The sequence below is a fragment of the Acinetobacter sp. X9 genome (assembly GCF_054889255.1).
On the sequence record NZ_CM142679.1, the window covers coordinates 2,342,665 to 2,361,495 of the forward strand.

The window sequence follows — 18,831 nt, forward strand, 5'->3', positions numbered from 1 at the left end:
TAAATAATTTAATGCTTAAAATCATAATGCCTGTATATTAACAAAATTCAGCTTTATCAGACAAACTACTCATCATTTCAAGCGTTAATATGTTTTAGTAGATATTTATATCTATATAAAAATATCTCTATCCTTATCCTTGATTAACTAAACTCTGTTTTGGCAATAATTTACAGCCACATGATAATGAATCATTTACACGGGCTGCGGATTTTCCCATGACAAGCATATTTGGATCTCCCGATACAATCGTAGAAACCGTTTTGTGTAACGGACAAGTTGCCTTATCTCCTACACAAGCAATTGCAATTCCATCAATTAAAAATGTACTGTTTCCTGAAATGACTTGCCCTCCACCAGTTGTTGGGCATCCAATCGTAATGTAAGGGCTAGCCATGTTCTTCTCCTTATATTTATAGAACAGTAAACTCAATCCGACGGTTTTTCTTTCTTCCTTCCGGAGAAGTGTTATCTGCAACTGGCTTAGATGAACCTAAACCTTCTGTAGATAAATGGTCGGCAGGAATACTCTTACTAATTAAATAGTTTTTAACTGCTAATGCGCGGTCTTGGCTAAGTTTTAAGTTTTTAGTCGCATCGCCAGAACTATCAGTGTGACCAATAATTTTGACTTTCTTGCCACCAACTTTGTTTAAGGCAATAGCCATCTCATCTAGAATTTTTTGACCTGCATCAGTTAAAACTACGCTACCAGATTCAAACTCAATAATTCGATTTTTAAGTGCGTCGTCAATGATTTTCTGCTCAGCCTGATTGACTGATAATTGTGAATACAGTTGGTACGGTGGCTGCACTAATCCTTGAAAAGATTGAATTGTAGGCTGAATATCTGCTGGGTTCAGCATTTTTCCACTCAACTCAAACCGAGTACCATTTACGCTTAATTTGCCTTGTGAAACCTTTTTAAGATCAGGCGTAATCACTCGAGTTACCGAGTCACTCCAACCATTAGGAGCAGCTACGGGTCTCACTTGTATTTTATCTACAACCTGATCAGCGCCATAAACAGACTGCATTTTTAATAAGATAGCCTGTTTACTCGCCTCATTAGGAACCACACCTTCTACGACAATCGGCTGAGCTAAAGCATAGTTAGCGATTGCATAGATAAAACAGCCTTTTATGAACTGTGAAAGTTTAGTTTGATTTCGTTGATTCATTATTATTCACCCAAAAAAGTCTGTCTAAATAGTTTTAAACCTTGATTTAAACTTAGTTGGCGTTGGCATAATGATTGTTCTAGCGTAGCTAAACCAGCATTCTGCTCCAAATAAGTATCAATCCATTGTGCTTCTATTAAAGAAACCCAGTGTTTACTATCCATATTCTGAGTAAAAATATCGCTAAGGGCTAAAATATCAGCTCCTTGAAAACCAAAGAATAATACGGGTTGCTCTCGATGTAGCAAACCTATCAGCACCTCAGTATTATGTTCTTTTAAAAAACGGCAAATAATACTGACCCAAAATGCTGCTATTTCATAACTGTAAGCAGGATTATTAATAGGTAAAATTAAAACTTTATTTAACCGACTGGTTCCATTTTGTAAAATTGGCTGTAGCAATAATCCCAGACCAATCATACTTTGAGCTAATTCATAAATACTTAACTTCATTAACTGAGCAAATGAGTGCATCGTATGATTTTCATAGAAACCTACACATTCACGTTCAGTTAAAACCTGAATTTGATTTTGTAAGTGACCTAATTTTCCAAGTAACAGATCTGAATCTTTAATTCCTTTTAAAGCACGATTGTTTTGAAATAAATCAACGAGTACATGTTTATAACTATAAGGCGCATACAACAAATTATCATACGGTAAATCAATTTCTAACAAATGGCTCAGTACCATTGGAAAAGATCGACCTGAACTATCTTCACTTGCGAGAAGATTTGCCGCTAAAAACATATTTTCTTTCGGATTCGCAATAAAGAAATCCAGTGAAGGTAACGTGTTATAAGCTTCTTTAAAGCTGCCTGATTGCATTGCGTATTCCAATGCTTCAGTAATCCACTGATCAAGCAACTGTATTAGAGCATTCTGACCTTTTGTTTTTAAAAAGTCGCCTCGTGCAGGACTCTTGCCGTAATACAAAGGAGTTGTTTTTAATGTTTGCATTATTGCTCCTCCTTTCGCATAGAGGTTATTTTCCATGTCATGGTTTAACTCCCGCAGAAGGCTGAGCAAGTGCTGAAACAGGATTTTCAGTTCTTGCAGGAGCAGCTTGAGCTGGCGCTTGCTGAGCAGATACTACACGAGCTGCTTTGTCGGCAGTGACTTTATCAACCAGTTGCATACCTGCATAACCACGGCTTGAACCAATACTGCCTGAATTACTGCTAATTAGACGGAAATTCATTTTTACAAATAATGATGGATCAGTTTTACTACGCCAAAGCATTTCAAATCCGCCATTTTGTTCCTTACGTTGAGCACTATCAATTAAACGGTTAATACCGTACTCACCTGGTTCATCAAAAATAGTATGCGTTTGACCTTGTAAATCTACAGCGGTAATACGAGCACCTGGAATACTGCCTTGGTTTGGCCAAATGAAGTTAACCCATTGCTGAACACCGTTTTCATAAGTCATACGCTGACCATCAATATCAACGGTATATGAAAGCAATTGTGGGTTTGGAATTGGGTAGAACTGGAAGTTCGATTGGTTAGTCGCTGGAGCAGCTTGCGCTTGAGCATTCAACTCACCTGTCGCCATACCATTGGCTGGTGCAACATATCTTTGGAAATTCATAACGAATTGAGGATTTAAACTAATACCTAAATCTTTCCAAGTTTTAGACGTTAACGTATAGCCACGACGAATCACAAATGGATCAAGACTTTCTTTGACAAAGCGAGAAATACTACCGTTCTCACCCAAGATTTGACCAATTTCACTACTTGTTGCCTGTAAAGAAGCTGATGAGTTAAATGGATATTTCTTAGCAAGATTTGCTGTAAATGGTTGATAGGCTTGCATTATCCATAATTTGTTAATTTCGTCTTGGGTCGGTGTAATTAAACTTTCAAAAGCTTGCGTAAGTGGACTAACTACCAATTTTTGTAGTAATCGCTGATCAATTTCATTGAAACCAACTGCCATTTTTTCATCGACAATTTTTTGAGTTTGGTTAAATACAGACGTTTGCTCATTAAGGGTTTGCTTGACTAATGTCATTGCATTAGGTCCAATTTCACCCGCATTTTTAAGCTCATTAAACTTACTACGAACGAGTGCTAAATTTGTCATATATTCATCAAGCAATGACTTACCTTGTTGATCATCACGCTTGCGAACCAACTGGTAGAACATTTGGTATTCTTGAGAAATAACGCCTTGGGTATTGTTTGCCACTTGATTAGCAACTTGCTTGTCATCATGATTTAGAACTTTACGTTTAAACCAGGCAATAAATCCTTTTTGCGGAGCTGCAAGCTCAGCTTGAACAACCGGATTATCCCAGTTTGTTTCGACTGCAACTCTTTCAATTAATGTTCTAATTGGAGAGTTTTGCGGTTCACCTAAAACATCAATATTTTTTACTTGCTGAGCAAATTGGCCAGCTTTAGCATAGTGAATACCACTTAAGAATTTTCTCCATTCCGCAATGTATTCTTGCTTATAAAGCGCTGTTAGCTGCTTTCTAATTTGCTCTGGACTGCCTGAGAAAGTTAAATCATCAGATTGACGACTATTTAACACCCAGTCTTTACTGTCTGTTGGCTTATCTGCAGCTTCTTCAATTGCCTTTTCTACATAGTCATTCCAAGCTTTTTGGGTAAATACGCCTGGTAATGCATAACTACCCAATACAATATTTTTATTTGCCTCACCCACAATCTGACTTACAGTCAGTGCTGGGAAACGTACCGCAGCACGCATTTTTATTTCGTTATAAACACGATCACGCGCTGGCATCCCTCGAACAACAGAGAGCAATACTTGACGAGTTTGATCAACAATTTGCGAATCTGCTTCTAAAACTGGGAATTGTTTATCGTTTGCTAAGGTCATTGCATACGACAAGATCTGTTCAGCTTCTTGAATCATATCTGCACGCGGCATTTGACCTTTATTTGCATCTAACCAAGAGCGCCAGAAACGCGTAACCTGATCGCTTAGATGACTAGCATCCATATATTGCGGATTGCTCATCATTAAATAAGCTTTTAATGCATTATAAGCATCTTGAGGATTGGTATCTGAAGGTTCCAAATATTGTTGAGACTGAGCAGTTTGCTTGATCTCAACATTCGTGTGGTTCGCTTTTAATGTTGCTTCATTATTTTTTACACGTTGCAAATATTGAGCAATATTTTGCTGTGTTGGTGTTAACACAATCTGCTTAACACCTTTTAAATATTCAGCTTTTAGCTTTTCACGAAGCTCATTGCCCTGATATAAACCAAAACTAAACTTAAGTGGTCTATTTTCATCAAACTCATCCAACTGCTGTAGACGTCTTTGAAGAATAAGTAAAGCTTCTAATTGGGTAGACAGTTGCTGACCAGAGGCTCTTTCTAATTGAACGACTTTATTTAAATCTGCTTGAACTTCACCAATTAATTGCTGGTTATTACGATAAGACCAAACCCATACACCCAAAATTATTGAAACACCTGCTAAAGCACCAATAAATGCAATATAACGTTGACGTTTTCTTCCCGTATTTACATGCTGCTTAACGAGATCTTTATCTTTTAAAATAACATCTGAAAATAGACCATTTAAGAAATAGCCATGGTTAGGAGTAATTTTTGAATGGTCTTTTAAATCATTTTGAGCAATTTGTGTCAGCTGGAATTCTTGTGCAATTTGTTCAGTCATTGGACTTTCAATTACACCTTCCTGCAAAGCACTGGTGAAGTAAAACCCACGGAAAACAGGTTGAAATTGATATGGGTTATCTTCAAAAAGTGTACCAATAAAGCTTTTTAAAGCTGGTTTTAGTGTTTTAAATTCTAATGGGAAAGTCATTACGCTTGGTGAGATATTTTGCGAATGACGGCGACTTAAATGAGTCGAACTTACCCCTTTTAGACCATCGTAAAGAATGGTGTAATGTTTTTCGAACAAATCTACTGCGTTATGAGAAGAATTTTGCTCATATGGAAGCGTTGCCCCCCAAGCTTGGTTATATTCTTGAGCTTCATAAAACTCAAAAAACTCAGTAAAACCTGCAATCAAATCCATTTTTGAAAAGACTAAATAAACAGGTACAACCACTTCTAGACGTTCGGTTAAATCTTGAATACGAGCACGTAAATTTTTAGCAAGCTTTAATGAGTTTTCAGGACTTTGACTAATTAGCTCAGCAATACTAACAATTAGAATCAAACCATTAACTGGTGCTTTAGAACGGTTCTTTTTTAAAATATTTAAGAAACCTAGCCACTCAGAATGATCTTCGCTATAAACAGAATAACGGCCCGCTGTATCAAGCAAAATACCTTCTGTAGAGAAGAACCAGTCACAATTTCGAGTACCACTTAAGCCAGCTGATACCATTTTCTGATGCGTTTCTTCAAAAGGAAACTTTAAACCAGAGTTATAGATAGCTGAACTTTTACCTGCCGCTGGGTTACCAATAACCATATACCAAGGAAGCTCATATAATGCAGCATTGCCTTTTTTATCACCCAACTTAGATTTACGAATCAGTTGAATTGATTCTTTCATTTGTTGACTAACTAGCTGAAGCTCTTCTTTATCTTTATTTTTGCCATATTCAGCTTGGTTATCTTTTTCGATCGCCTCAGCTAACTCTTCACCTTGAGCAGCATGCTTTCTTCGTTGAATAAGCCAATAGATACCATAAACAATAAGACCCAAAGCATAGGCAGTTGCTAAAGCCCAGAATATATGACGAGGAATTGAAGTATATGAAGACATCAATGCCACGAACAATGACAAGGCGATAATTGCTTTAGGATTCGTGATGTACTGCCACAAGTAGCCTAAAATTGTATGCATTCTATTCTCGTTCTAAGTCCAAAGTTTAAATTAGTTATTCAACACCATCGCATCATCTTCTGAGTTTTCAGTGATACTCTGCACAAACGTATGTGCTGACACCGTATTTTCTCCAAAGACAAAAGGAATGATATGTTCAGGGAAATGCATGCTCAGCATAAAGCCATAAATATCAGCTAAATGTTGGGTATGCCCTAATGAAGATTTCACATAAATATAGTGATGCGGTTCTACAGGCGTTTGAAGAAAGTGTTGCTGCAATTTCTTCGAAACTTTTATATCGGTCTGATCTGACAAAATCAGTACATAAGGCTCATCACCTTCATGCTGAGGTAAATCATTAAATTCAAAATTATTAAAAAGCTTCGCTGTATCTTGTTGACCTACTACCACTTTCAGTGCTTTAGTCGGTTCTAATTCTTGAATTTTTACTAAAGGATCTGCGAGTAAACAGCTTGCTGCAAATTCAGCAGGAATATAATCTTTAATCATCCAAGATTTTTCATCAATTAGATCTTGATCAATTTCCGAATCGGCCACGACCAAAAAGAACATCTCATGCTCTCTTTTATGAATACCCTTTAATAAATGCATTAACTCTTGGTAAGCCAGTTGCTCTCCAAAAAAATGATATTCAATATGGATTTTTTGAGCAGAAATACCAATTTCAGTAAAAAACTCTAAAATTAATTCATTACTGTGGTCATCATTCCAGATATGTAACAAATCCTCCGAAAGAAGGATGTGAAGATTTAAGCGATTTAAGCGATAAACTTCTACGATCGGCATTTCAACATCGTCATATTCAGAGTCGGGATCTACCCATGCTGGATGCATATCATATTCACGGGCTTGTTGCGACTCATAAAATAATGTTGAACGCTTTAAATGCTCAGCTAGAAGATATAAATTTTCTATATTTTGTTCGAGTTGCTGTCTTATTAATGACATCATACGAACTTGTCGTGGAGAAGCATATTCGCTCTCCTCACGATTCTCTTCATCCAAATCTTTAATACGGTAAGATAAAAGAGGCAATCCGTAAGAATTTAACAGTTGATCATCCAGCTCTGGGCTTTTAAAGTTTTGTAGCTGCTCAATAATGCTTTCATTCTCACCAAAAGCATGTAAAGCAAAACCAGAATAAATATTGAAATCTAGCTGTTCTAATGGTTGATCAGTTACCGCTGTTTGTTTTGAATTAACGTCATCTTTATCTTGATTTATAGCTTGCTCTTTTTTGTCTTTATACGTTGTATAAGCACTATAAATTAACCACGGTGATAAAATCACCAATGTAATTATTGCTGGTAAAACTAAGAAATAAAGGAAAAAATCTCCTTTATCAGGATTATATTGAACATCACGCCAGTAGAAAATAATAATTCCACTAACTACTGAAAAAATAGCAATGAATGAGAGTAATATTTTTTTAATCATATTGTCTCTCCAATAAGGCTATAGCAGGTTTCATGACTATGTACTTTGGGTTGTCGTGATATGAGAAAAGAACCCTGGCCTAACCCACTCTGATTCTTATGAGTGAGACAAACAGGTTGTATTTCTGATTCATCCAAGATAAGCCGTAAATCTATTGATAAAGTTGGACTACACCACGTTTCTACAAGTTTTTTAAGCTTTAAGCTTAACTCTTGATTTGGTAAGAAACTGAGATATTGCTGACGTTTTAATGGTCCAATTTGAATTTCAATTTTTCCGTCAATCTGCTGAATGGTTTCCCCACAAAAAGTATTAACACCAAGTAGACTCGGCTGACTTCCACCTAAAGTTGTTAACTGATCACTCGCTAGCTTAAAGGATTCTTGTACAAATTCTTTAATCGTAATTTCATGTTTAAAAATACACGACAGCATCGTTTTTAATGCATGAACTGTATTATTTTGCCCCTGCATTAATCCTGAAAATTCTGCAAAATATTCATCAAGATCAGTTTGTTGATGCTGTGAACGCACATAACCATTCAAAGCATGCAGAATATCTAAATAGTCATTTTTATGTTCTATCTCATATCTAATCGGTAGATTATAAGTAATACTAGAATCTACATATTGAGCAGTAAGCTTATGATTAAATAAGCTTAGAAACTCTTTAGTTTCAGCTCGTTGCTGACGTGGAGCTTGCTTAATCTTATTCGTATACGTATAAGGTAAAGCACCTTGTATACCAGTAAGACCAACAATTAAATTCGTAATATAAATCCGCTCGTCCGTTAATTCTAAATTTTCAATCTCTGTAGCAGGAAAATTTAAATTAAAGGATGTCTCAAACTTAAAATGATCACTCCAAGATGAACTAACTGTACGACTTGAATCGTGTCTTAATAGCCGTGTTGCTTGGATAAACTCAAAAGACTTTGGCTTTGTAAAAAGCTCAGCTGTTACAGAAGAGTCTTGCCACCAACGTTCTGACTGCATTGGTATAACTCCTGCTGAGATGAATAATCCTTAACAACCAAATCAACAAAACTATTAATTTGAACCTTTAAATTAAAAACACGACTTAATAACTGACTAAAAATGTATAGGCTATGACCTCTAAATACAGATGAATCAATTTGTAACTCTGCCTTTACTCCTCTTACAAACATTGGGAATGGCTTTCCATCTACAAGTTTGTGAGTAAGTGAAAATTCCAGATGTTTGATTGATTCAATAATTAGATAATTTTCTTTTGATAAAGGTAAATTATATAAAGCAAGTAACTCTTTAATATGAGATACCGCATCACCTTTCATTAAAGCTAAACTATTTAATGAAAGGTGTGAAATAACACGCCACTGCTCACTCTGACTTTGGCCAAATTGATAAGGTTTCGTAGGTCTTTTTAAAACAATAGCGCGGCGAGCCAAACTACTATCATTAAGGTTTAATATATTATTAGATTGCCCTAATGCTTCATGTGGTAAGTCACGATTTGAGCATAATAGTTTTGTGCTAATAAAATCCGAACGTGTTGACGAAGGATTTAAATTTTTAGAAATAATTGAATACCCCATTTCGACAAAATTGGGCTGCAGCTTTTGATAGTTCACTGCATAGAAAAAACGCGCCGTATCAGCATGATAATGACTCATGGCAAAAAAAGGCAGCACCGGAACATAGCTTTCTTCTTGACTCGTTTTTTCACGAACCATATTCATTTCAGTAATTGAATATACCTGATAAAACTCAGGATGATGAGCATCTGTAATCAGCGGATATTCTAATTGCTTATGTACAATTTTTTGTGGTTCAGCGTATTTTTCAAATAAATTAATAACTGGTGTAGTAAACAATTTAAAATTAGCGACATTTAATTCCGAATAATTTCGGACCACAGCTTGATCATTTAAATTTAATTTAAAATGTATAAGCAGCTCAAAATTACCATCTTCTAGAGATAAGCGCTTTAAAAAACCTAAATCAAGTTTTAGATAATTAAATTTTTCAGGAAAACAAAAATACTCCATCAGCAAACGATAAGCATGATGAGTATGCTGATCCAGTGGCAACAGACTTTCTTGCTCGGAAAAACCTGTTAACTCAAATGGATTTCTATCTAGTTCAACAATTTTCTGCCCTACTTTAATGGCAAAAGATGTTCCCTTCTTAAAAATACTGTCTAGTACTTGAAGTGGAAAATTAGAAATTGCATCTAAATAAATAGGTAGTTTTTCATTTATTAAACATACATGAGCATGATTAAAAATTTCAAATTTAAAAGTTAAAGTCGCATTTTGACTTAAATGCATATGGGCACTAGGTGTACTTTTGAATTCTAGCGCTTGCAAGCTTATCGGGAGTAATTTGACTTCTTGCGTGGTATTAAACTCACACTGAACGCCTTTAAAACTGCGGGACTTCAAAACTGTGTGTGCAGGAACAATATGCGCTTCTGTGAGCTGTTTTATTTTATTTATATCTTCAAAGCTTATTACTGAACAAGCCGGAAAATGACGTAAGTATTGAGGGAACATCACCTCAAATAAAGAACGTGTAAATACGTCATAACTATCAGCAAGTTTCTTATCAATACGAGCAGAAATTAATGAAAATGCCTGTATAAGACGTTCGATATGCGGGTCATCAATCTGCTCTTGATTTAAAGATAAACGCTGAGCAATTTTCGGATATTTTTGAGCAAATTCACGAGATTGCTGACCAAATTCCTGTAGTTGTTTTTCGTAAAAAGGTAAAAGCTCTTCTATCACAACACACCCACTATGCCTAGGTTCTCGCTGAAATTACATATTGCTGCGTTGTCGGTTTTAACAATGCATCAAAAACGACAGGTTCATACAGTGGATGAATATTTAGATACGCCTGAATGCTTAAACACAATGCCCCCATATTGTGCCCATCCAACAACATCTCTACACGTATTTGTCTTAACCGAGGTTCATGAGCTGCAATTGACTGTTCAATAGATTGGCAAATCTTGTCACGATCTAGCGGATTGGCTGTAGATAGCCCCACAAAATCAATAATACCGAACTGAAGTATAGATTTTTTAACTAGCGGGTAATCATCAACTACATGATCCAATTTAGCGACTCGACTGTTAAGTAAGTCTTCTAAATCTTTTGCTACTGATTCTCTTAACTGCTGAATAGAAAGACCTTTTGCATAATCTTCACTTTCAGGAATTAAGCGGTCAAACAAAGTTGAACGAAATCCATATGGATAAAGCCGATCTAAATTCATTCGAGTTCACAACAAGCATACTTAAAGACAGCAGAGGCTAACTTTAAGTCAGCCTCCACCAAATATTCACTTAAACAATTACGCTGCGTAAGAAGCCGTATTGTTAGAAAGTGACCATTTCTTAGTAACAGCACCTTTAGCAGTACCGTTAATATCTTGTTGATTGTAAGTCCATTCAACAGCTGCGTATTTCAAACCAAACGCTTCTGTTGGAACACCTTCTTCATTAACTGTTGGAGTTACACTAGAAACTAGAACATGCTTCAATTTGATTTGTAAGTACTTGATGCGCTTATCACCATTTGCACGGTAGAAGTCAATTTGTACTTCATCAAATGTATAACCAGCTGAACATGCTTCCCATAATTTCGGGCTAGTTGCATCTAGATCTTTAACAAAAACCATATCTGAATGTTCAACACGTTCAGCAGTATGACCACCAACACTACTTGAAGTAGCAGATTTAGGTTGACGAATGTTATGAGACCAAGAGTTAACTTCTAACCAGCCTTTGTGCTCAGAGTCACGAGACTCTCCATCAACTTTATATTTACCGCGAAACTCAACGTATATATCTTTCATTTAGAACTTTCCTATTTGTAATTTAAAGTTATTCTTTCGCTGACCTTTATTAATTTGAGGACTGAGGTAACTCAGTGACAAGTCGTAAAGAAACCGACAACTCGTCCAGCTGGAAGTGTGGTCGCAAGAAAACCACAGATTTGTAGTGACCTGGTTGAGCAGGATCTTCTACAACTTTTACAGACGCTTCACGTAGAGGGTATTGAGCTTTTGCTTCTTGAGAAGCGCCATCATCAAGTAATACATACTGTGACAACCACTCATTTAAGAATGCTTCAACATTTCCAGCAGAAGCAAAGCTACCCACTTTATCTCTCATCATTGCTTTTAAATAATGAGCAATGCGTGAAACAGCCATGATGTACTGAATTTGACTCGATAAAGCAGAGTTAGCATTTGCTGTATCATTGTCATATTTTTTAGGTTTTTGAGTTGATTGCGCGCCAAAGAAAGCAGCGTAATCAGTGTTTTTACAGTGAACTAAAGGAATAAAGCCTAAATCGCTTAATTCTTTTTCACGACGATCAGTGATTGCAATTTCTGTTGGGCATTTAAATACCACTTCACCATCTTGTGTTTTAAAAGTGTGTACAGGCAAGCCCTCGACTAAACCACCACCTTCAACACCACGAATTGCAGCACACCAACCATGCATATCAAATGCATTTGTTAAACGAGTACCGAAAGCATAAGCAGCATTCATCCACAAATATTCATTGTGGTTTGCGCCTGAAACATCTTCAGCAAAGTTAAAGCCTTCAGTAGCTGTTCCTTCCTTTGGATGATAAGGAAGACGACCAAGCACATGTGGCAATGTTAAAGCAACATAACGAGCATCTTCACTATCACGGAATGAACGCCATTGAACATATTCAGCTGTTTCAAAGATTTTTGAAACATCTCTAGGACGGTCAATATCAGTAAATGACTCTAGACCAAGAATGCTTGGGCTAGCGGCCGAAATAAATGGCGCATGAGCAGCTGCAGCAACATGAGAGATTTGCTCAAGCAAATACATATCAGAAGGCGTACGGTCGAATTCAAAATCACCAATGAGCGCTGAATATGGTGCACCACCAAAAGATCCGTATTCTTCCTCATAGATTTTTTTGAATAAGGTGCTTTGATCGAAGTCTGTAGCGCCCTGGAAATCTTTTACCAACTCTTTCTTAGTCGTATTTAACATACGAATTTTAATAAGAGGGTTAGATGGTGTCTCTTGACAGAAATAATAGAGACCACGCCAAGTTGACTCAATTTTTTGGAATTGTTCATTGTGCATAATCTGACTTAATTGACTTGAAATCAGCGCATCAATTTCTGCAATACGCTTATCAATTGATAAAGTCATATTTTCAGAAACGGTAATTGTTCCTGCCATTACTTCTTTAGCAAGCTCACCGATTAAGCTTTTTGCACGTGAATGTTCTTCTTCATTTCGGGCAATACGGCTTTCTTCAACAATCGAGTCTAAGAGATTAACCTGTTCATTTTCAACAAGAGGTATTGCTGCAGATTGAGTATTATTCATGATCAGCCTCCGCACTTAATTTACGAATCTGATCTGTATTTTTAAGAACTTCATCAAGTAAGTCTTCTAAACGTTCACTGTTAGAAATTTTGTTTCTTAAGTCAGTTAAACGCTCACGAGCTTCAACAAGTTTCTTTAATGGATCAACCTGTTGAACCACATTTTCTGGACGAAAATCTTCCATTGATTTGAATGTTAAATCAACAGCGATCTTACCGCCCTCTTCTGTCAAGGTATTGTCTACTTGGAAAGCAGCTCTTGGAGATAATGACTCCATAACTTCATCAATATTATCTAAATCAACATTAATGAATTTTTTATCTTTTAATTTTGTACGCTCAAGCTCAGATGCAGCCGAAAAATCACCCATCACACCCACAACGAATGGTAGTTCTTTCGCTTCTTTTGCATCACCAATTTCGACATCATATGTAAGCTGAACACGTGGAGGTCGAATTCGCTGAAGCTTCTTTTGTACGCTCTCTCTCTTAGCCATAAGATTCTATTCCGGATTATTTAATTAAAGGGTCAAAAGGCGAACTTTTTGATTTATTAACAGTAGCTGCAGGTGCAGTTTTAGGTTTTACTGTAGTCGTCTTTGCTGGGCTTGAAACTCGTTTATTTGACGTTCTAGAAGCACTCGCTTTATTACGTGTTACATACTGTTTTTTATAACTTCTTTTTTCATTATCAGCTGAGCTACTTTCTGAACTCGCTTTAAAACTCGATGGGTCTGGGGCAGGCATAGCAGTATGAATATTTTCAATTAACTGCTTTGCAGGAGGATAAGTCACATCATTGCTTAAATATCTCATTTCCTGAGTACGCATTTGCTGCAAAGAATTATTTGCAATGCTCACACCAGATAAAAACAAGACATCTGTTATTAATGAACCGCGTATATTTTGACTTTGCAATTGACTTGCTAAATTCAATGCTTTAACTGGTTGATTGGTCTGATAAAACCGCATAGCAGCTTTAGCTAATAAATCATTTTTTTGAGTTGTATTATCGCTATCACAAACTTGCTTAAAAATATTCAATAGCTCAGGATCATTTTGACCTTCAGCTAGAGGGTTCTTCTTAATACAACTTTTTTTAAGTTTTACAGGCTCTAGTTCTGCTGCTTGAGCATATGATAGACCGATAATGTTTCCAGTCAAAAAAAGTATCAAAATACTTCGTTTCAACACAACTTTCATTCCTCTGTTTTCTTATTTATTCAAGGCCTTACTGAAAAGTTAATATCCTTAAAACATTAAAAAATCAGTCTAAAAACCTTATATTCAAAAAATTTAGACGCAGTTTATCATATAAACAAACATATTTTATATAAAAAACATATCAACTTAAACCAAAAGTAAATAGTTAAGATGCTCATAAAATATAGCTTAATAAAGTTATTCTTATAAAAATATAATATTGTTATTTTTTGTAATTAAAAATAAGTTGTTGAATTTTATAAATTAAATAAAAATTAAAACTAAACCAAAAATTATCATAAATATCACTTAGTTAAGATTTATGAAACATTTTCTTAAAAATATTTTATTTAATTTAAAAGATAAACGAATTAAATGATTGTAAAAGATACATTTCAAATTTATGAAAGTAGAAACTCAACATTAATAAAAATAAAATTGTCAAGACTAATCGGTCTATTTAGTATATTTTTATTACACTTGCTAATGTGATCCCAGAAAGTGAGCAACCAAGTTCACATAGAATACAAATTTTTAAGAATTATATATTTCTGAATCTTGACTACATCCCATTGGAAATTGATAAAACAATAAAATTACAGATGAGTAAATGATAAAAAGGAAGTTGCAGCAAGATTATAGTTTATAAAAAAAATGTTAAGACAAAGAATTTATAGTCATATATTTAAACATTTACTCTTTAGAAAAGCGAATTATTTCTACATCCGAATAACAAAACCTCTATTTATATCTCTTATGTCTCTTACTAAAATAATCAAATCACTACTCAACCACATGATTTTTAAATAAGATGATTAAACAAAATTTAGCCATCATTCTACTTTCGAGTATTACGTTGACTGCTTGCGCAAAATCAACAAATAATACAGAGCAAACCCAAGCATTTACAACTAAACAAAATCTCTCTTCAGAGCAACAAAAGAAGCTACAACAACTACTTGATAAAACAAAAAAGAATCTTGTAGAGATTAAAGGTGGTACTTTTATGATGGGGGATTTTGGTGAGCAAAAAAGTCCAGATAAATTACCATACGATAGTGATGCTGATAGCAAACCTTTACACAAAGTCACTTTAGACAATTATGCATTAAGCGCAACAAAAGCAACTTATGCTGACTTTGATATATACACAGAAGTTACTGGCCAAGAAAAAATTGGTAAATTTGATGAACTATCAATTCAAGATCGAGCTCCCAATTCAGCAGCAGGAGTAAATTGGCAACAAGCCCGAAATTATTGCCAATGGTTAGGAAAACAACTTAATTTAAAAATGGATTTACCGACCGAGGCTCAATGGGAATATGCTGCGCGAAATCGAGGACAATATATTCTTTATCCTACAGACAACGGTAAAATCGATAATGGTAGAAATGTTTGGAGTTTTGAACAACGTCAAAATCAACAAAATAAATTAAACGCTTTTAGAAATATTCCTGAGTTATTAAAGTTTCCCGCAACCCCTCTAGGCCTTTATGACATGATTACTGATAATTATGAGTGGATGCTAGACTGGTATGATCCACAGTATTACAGCAAATCTCCTGAAAAAAACCCTCAAGGACCCACAAAAGGTAGCCTCAAAGTTGTACGTAGCTCAATTCCTTCTGAAGGACAATCCCTACAAATGTTTGGAGGCTTCACTTTTAGTAGGCATGCTATTCACCCTATAGAAGATCCCAAAGCTGCTAAAGATGAATTAACAAAAAAACATCATCTTGACTTAAATCAAAATAATTCTGTCAGATGTGCGGTTAATTAAACCGAATTATATGAAACATATAATATAGCTACACATTATATGTTTCATATTTATCTGTATCATCCTGATCAAAAGGTGATAAAACATTTGAATTACTTGCTATGAGCGTTATTTCCTCTGAATCACCCCATACACCCTGCTGTATTTCTAGCTGTTTAAATCGACTATCATCCTGATTTTTTACCAACATGTAATTCAAAGAACCTGCTATCTTTTTTGCTCCTTTACGATATTTTAAATAATCCTGAAGCCATGCATTAATTTGGGTACCTTTATATTCGACACCAGAATTTAGACAACGGATTATATCTTGTGCATATTTCTCATCACTTCCATAATTAAGAAAGCGAATAATATCTCCCTCCACTTTACCCAATTGAGTTTGAGTAAGCTTATTGCCACGTGGATGAATATGTTGAATCGTATTTTCCCACTCTTCTGTAGAAATACATGTTTTAAAAATATTGATTACTGCTGTCTTACGAGTTGGGAAAAATTCAATTTTCATATCTGAGAATTTAACATTCATATCAAAAATAGGAGCAGTTCTATCTGTCCAATGAGTTACCGCGTATAATAATATTCCTTTAGTCTCTGGTGTAGCATATAACAACTCCTTCTTTCCAGAACTAGAATTAATATTCTGTGCAGTTTTATAGCGCCCTTGATCAATATCCAGCCTTCTAATCCAGTCTCCATATGAAGCTGCAATTCTATTTATATCACTAATTACTGGATGATTCTCCCCTATACAATAAGCCAGAACTTGTGCAGCTAATAGAAATGCTGTTTGATTTATATATAAAAGTGTCTTAAATCCTGCATGGGCAACTTGGGATTTTATAAAACCAAGATAACTTAAAAAATGCTCTGTTCCTACAACGAATGATGCAACTCCTTTCGCTCCTACCCCCCAACACAAATGAGCTGCTACCAATATTTTAAAATTACCCGAAGTTTGATCATAGCCAATTTGAAATTGACCTTGCGCCCCCGCACCCGCACTTACACCACCTCCAGCTGCAGCTGAAGCAATCGCAACAAATTCTCCTTCACCACTACCATCACCTTTAGGTTTAAACCACTCTACAGCCCCTTTAAGCAAACCTTGTATTTGGGCTCCAGCAAAAGCATTAATACCAATATTTCCCTGATTCTGTGCATTTTGCTGATTAGCACCAATTATTTTTAAACTCCCTTGTGCAGGCTGAAACATAGGTTTTTTATTATGATCTACCATTTGACTCATAGATCTTTCAGGAGGTCTTACCACAGCTTTTATAACCTGTGTTGTGCCTTGATAAGAAATATCAACAGATAGATTACCAGCGATCCCTAAATTTGCTCCTGAAAAACCGGATATCTCCGCCCCAATTAAAAAACGGATTGTTCCTAAATCATAGTTATCATATTCAAGTTTCCAGCCCGATTCACAAGGATAAAATTTCCGCCACTCTTTCACTCCTTCAAATAATGTCCATTTAGTAGACATATCTCCAGAAGCCTTAATACTTACCCCTTTAGGTGCAGCACTTATTGAGCCTTCACCGCTTGCCCCAGCGACCATGCGCATCCATTGTGCTTCTTGGGTAACGGTAATATCCCTACTATTTTTATACTCTTCAGCAATTTCGCCACCCAAACCTCCTATCAAGTTATAAACAGCTTTTTCATCACTTCCAATACTTCCTTTTGCTGTCAAAAGTTGCTGGGAAAGTTTTTCAAAACTACTACGGATTTGTGCAGGTTGTTGTACTGTATATTGATTCGCAGTTACATCCACATTTGTCTGAGGATTTCTACGCTTTGCTTTTAACTCCTCATATTCAGTAACTTTTAAATAACGTCGTTTTAAATTATATTTAGATGCTTGTTCGTTTGTTTTACCTGTGCTCTCAACTACCCATACTTCTCTTAAATCAGCTCTTTGCTTAAATTCACCATTAATCTTTTCAATGGCCTTTTCCTGATTTATATTTAAACGCTTTTCCAATTCTTTAATTTCTTCCAAATCACGACTTTGGATTGCTTGCGTTAGATCTTTATTAGACTTGTGAACTTCCTTTACTGCATCAGATAATATCTTAGTTTTTTTATCAAATTCAGCATAGACTGCAGGCGGCAAAACAAGCACTTCATTGGTACACGGGTTAATCACAATAGGTGGTTTTTGTCTTGCACCCATATTTTCCTTATGATTAATATCAGGTTGAGTTACCGCTGTTGAAGTCGGGAAAATAATTTGATAAATAACTTGTTTATCTACACAAGTTATTGGCTCATACCATTCACTATTTTTTTTAGTAGTTCCTAAAGTATATATAACTCTACTCTTCAAATGCGTATAAGCTAATTGGGTATACCCTTTTTTATCAGGTGGCCCTGGTTTCAAGTTTACTAAGGGCTTATCCTGACCTTGTCCAAAGATTTGATAATCTACAATTGGAATTCCATTCCCTGCGCTATCAATAAATCTATATAAAGCATAGTTTTTAAACTTAAGATATTTTGTTTTTTTTACAACATGAGTATTCTTTTTTTTATATTCCTCATAAGACATATTAATTCTTTCATTTAATTCTTCTGCTAAATCTAAAGGAAAAGTTGGTTGTATTTTTGATAAATTAAAAAAGTTTTTTTGTTTAACTGATTTAGCATTTTTTCTTAGCTCTTCTAAATCTTTATTTGCTTTGCTCTGCTTGAGTTCATACTGAGCTTTTGTTAAGAAAAAAGTATTTTTTTTAAGGCTTATGGAGTTTACTTCAACAATACTGCTTCCTTCAGCCAAAATAGGCTTTATAATCTTTTTAGGGCTAAAAATAGTTTCATGCCCCTCAACAAAAATATGCAATTTTCCATTTTGATTTAATGAAATTGGTTTTGTTTGTCCTTTTGGGTTTGTAGCACCCTCATAAGTCTTTTTTGTTCCATCTTCACAGAAAAAGATTATGCTGTATTTTACATTTGGTAATTCTTGATTTCTTTGATTATAAAATACTATTGTATATTCAAACGTAGTATAAGGAGTCAT

At 35.3% G+C, this 18,831-nt stretch carries 14 protein-coding genes; 1 reads left to right on the plus strand and 13 read right to left on the minus strand.

The window, feature by feature from the left end; all coding sequences use genetic code 11:
* Window positions 1-133: 133 nt before the first annotated feature.
* The 12 genes from ACYU0V_RS11140 to ACYU0V_RS11195 all read right to left on the minus strand — a co-directional run bounded on the left by ACYU0V_RS11140 (window position 134) and on the right by ACYU0V_RS11195 (window position 14,020).
* Window positions 134-397 (minus strand): PAAR domain-containing protein, encoded by a 264-nt coding sequence (locus ACYU0V_RS11140; RefSeq protein ID WP_004793184.1) that lies wholly within the window; start codon window positions 395-397, stop codon window positions 134-136.
* A gap of 16 nt (window positions 398-413) precedes the next feature.
* Window positions 414-1,181 carry an OmpA family protein gene (locus tag ACYU0V_RS11145; RefSeq protein ID WP_461847461.1) on the minus strand — a complete coding sequence of 256 codons (768 nt, stop codon included), beginning with the start codon at window positions 1,179-1,181 and terminating at the stop codon, window positions 414-416.
* Window positions 1,182-1,183: 2 nt separating this feature from the next.
* Window positions 1,184-2,143: a type VI secretion system-associated protein TagF gene (gene tagF, locus ACYU0V_RS11150; protein ID WP_014206363.1), complete on the minus strand. Its 960-nt coding sequence runs from the start codon at window positions 2,141-2,143 to the stop codon at window positions 1,184-1,186.
* Window positions 2,144-2,180: 37 nt separating this feature from the next.
* On the minus strand, window positions 2,181-6,002 hold the full coding sequence (gene tssM, locus ACYU0V_RS11155; RefSeq protein WP_461847462.1) for a type VI secretion system membrane subunit TssM: 3,822 nt from the start codon (window positions 6,000-6,002) through the stop codon (window positions 2,181-2,183).
* Window positions 6,003-6,032: 30 nt separating this feature from the next.
* Window positions 6,033-7,442: a hypothetical protein gene (locus ACYU0V_RS11160; protein WP_461847463.1), complete on the minus strand. Its 1,410-nt coding sequence runs from the start codon at window positions 7,440-7,442 to the stop codon at window positions 6,033-6,035.
* On the minus strand, window positions 7,439-8,437 hold the full coding sequence (tssG, locus tag ACYU0V_RS11165; protein ID WP_461847464.1) for a type VI secretion system baseplate subunit TssG: 999 nt from the start codon (window positions 8,435-8,437) through the stop codon (window positions 7,439-7,441). Before tssG ends, ACYU0V_RS11160 begins: the two co-directional genes overlap by 4 nt.
* Complete coding sequence (gene tssF, locus ACYU0V_RS11170; protein WP_461847465.1) at window positions 8,401-10,212, minus strand: type VI secretion system baseplate subunit TssF; 1,812 nt, start codon at window positions 10,210-10,212, stop codon at window positions 8,401-8,403. The genes tssG and tssF overlap by 37 nt, the downstream gene beginning before the upstream one ends.
* Before the next feature lie 16 nt (window positions 10,213-10,228).
* Window positions 10,229-10,705, minus strand: a complete 477-nt coding sequence (tssE, locus tag ACYU0V_RS11175) for a type VI secretion system baseplate subunit TssE (RefSeq protein ID WP_002048404.1) — start codon at window positions 10,703-10,705, stop codon at window positions 10,229-10,231.
* Between the two features lie 78 nt (window positions 10,706-10,783).
* Window positions 10,784-11,287 carry an Hcp family type VI secretion system effector gene (locus tag ACYU0V_RS11180; protein WP_000653195.1) on the minus strand — a complete coding sequence of 168 codons (504 nt, stop codon included), beginning with the start codon at window positions 11,285-11,287 and terminating at the stop codon, window positions 10,784-10,786.
* Window positions 11,288-11,336: 49 nt separating this feature from the next.
* A complete protein-coding gene (tssC, locus tag ACYU0V_RS11185) occupies window positions 11,337-12,818 on the minus strand; it encodes a type VI secretion system contractile sheath large subunit (protein ID WP_014206356.1) in 1,482 nt (493 codons plus the stop codon).
* Complete coding sequence (gene tssB / locus ACYU0V_RS11190; RefSeq protein WP_005041656.1) at window positions 12,811-13,314, minus strand: type VI secretion system contractile sheath small subunit; 504 nt, start codon at window positions 13,312-13,314, stop codon at window positions 12,811-12,813. Before tssB ends, tssC begins: the two co-directional genes overlap by 8 nt.
* A gap of 16 nt (window positions 13,315-13,330) precedes the next feature.
* Complete coding sequence (locus tag ACYU0V_RS11195; protein ID WP_461847474.1) at window positions 13,331-14,020, minus strand: hypothetical protein; 690 nt, start codon at window positions 14,018-14,020, stop codon at window positions 13,331-13,333.
* Window positions 14,021-14,831: 811 nt separating this feature from the next.
* On the opposite strand from ACYU0V_RS11195, the gene ACYU0V_RS11200 reads away from it, so the two are divergent.
* Window positions 14,832-15,800, plus strand: coding sequence for an SUMF1/EgtB/PvdO family nonheme iron enzyme (locus tag ACYU0V_RS11200; RefSeq protein WP_033850381.1), 969 nt, complete (start codon window positions 14,832-14,834; stop codon window positions 15,798-15,800).
* Window positions 15,801-15,828: 28 nt separating this feature from the next.
* Here ACYU0V_RS11200 and ACYU0V_RS11205 read toward each other — a convergent pair whose 3' ends face one another.
* On the minus strand, window positions 15,829-18,831 hold the full coding sequence (locus ACYU0V_RS11205; protein WP_461847476.1) for a hypothetical protein: 3,003 nt from the start codon (window positions 18,829-18,831) through the stop codon (window positions 15,829-15,831).

Excerpts from the sequence above, each read along its gene's own strand:
- ACYU0V_RS11140 (WP_004793184.1), bottom strand. The coding sequence starts at position 397 with ATGGCTAGCCCTTACATTACGATTGGATGCCCAACAACTGGTGGAGGG.
- ACYU0V_RS11145 (WP_461847461.1), bottom strand. The coding sequence starts at position 1,181 with ATGAATCAACGAAATCAAACTAAACTTTCACAGTTCATAAAAGGCTGT.
- tagF (WP_014206363.1), bottom strand. The coding sequence starts at position 2,143 with ATGCAAACATTAAAAACAACTCCTTTGTATTACGGCAAGAGTCCTGCA.
- tssM (WP_461847462.1), bottom strand. The coding sequence starts at position 6,002 with ATGCATACAATTTTAGGCTACTTGTGGCAGTACATCACGAATCCTAAA.
- ACYU0V_RS11160 (WP_461847463.1), bottom strand. The coding sequence starts at position 7,442 with ATGATTAAAAAAATATTACTCTCATTCATTGCTATTTTTTCAGTAGTT.
- tssG (WP_461847464.1), bottom strand. The coding sequence starts at position 8,437 with ATGCAGTCAGAACGTTGGTGGCAAGACTCTTCTGTAACAGCTGAGCTT.
- tssE (WP_002048404.1), bottom strand. The coding sequence starts at position 10,705 with ATGAATTTAGATCGGCTTTATCCATATGGATTTCGTTCAACTTTGTTT.
- ACYU0V_RS11180 (WP_000653195.1), bottom strand. The coding sequence starts at position 11,287 with ATGAAAGATATATACGTTGAGTTTCGCGGTAAATATAAAGTTGATGGA.
- tssC (WP_014206356.1), bottom strand. The coding sequence starts at position 12,818 with ATGAATAATACTCAATCTGCAGCAATACCTCTTGTTGAAAATGAACAG.
- tssB (WP_005041656.1), bottom strand. The coding sequence starts at position 13,314 with ATGGCTAAGAGAGAGAGCGTACAAAAGAAGCTTCAGCGAATTCGACCT.
- ACYU0V_RS11195 (WP_461847474.1), bottom strand. The coding sequence starts at position 14,020 with ATGAAAGTTGTGTTGAAACGAAGTATTTTGATACTTTTTTTGACTGGA.
- ACYU0V_RS11200 (WP_033850381.1), top strand. The coding sequence starts at position 14,832 with ATGATTAAACAAAATTTAGCCATCATTCTACTTTCGAGTATTACGTTG.
- ACYU0V_RS11205 (WP_461847476.1), bottom strand. The coding sequence starts at position 18,831 with ATGACTCCTTATACTACGTTTGAATATACAATAGTATTTTATAATCAA.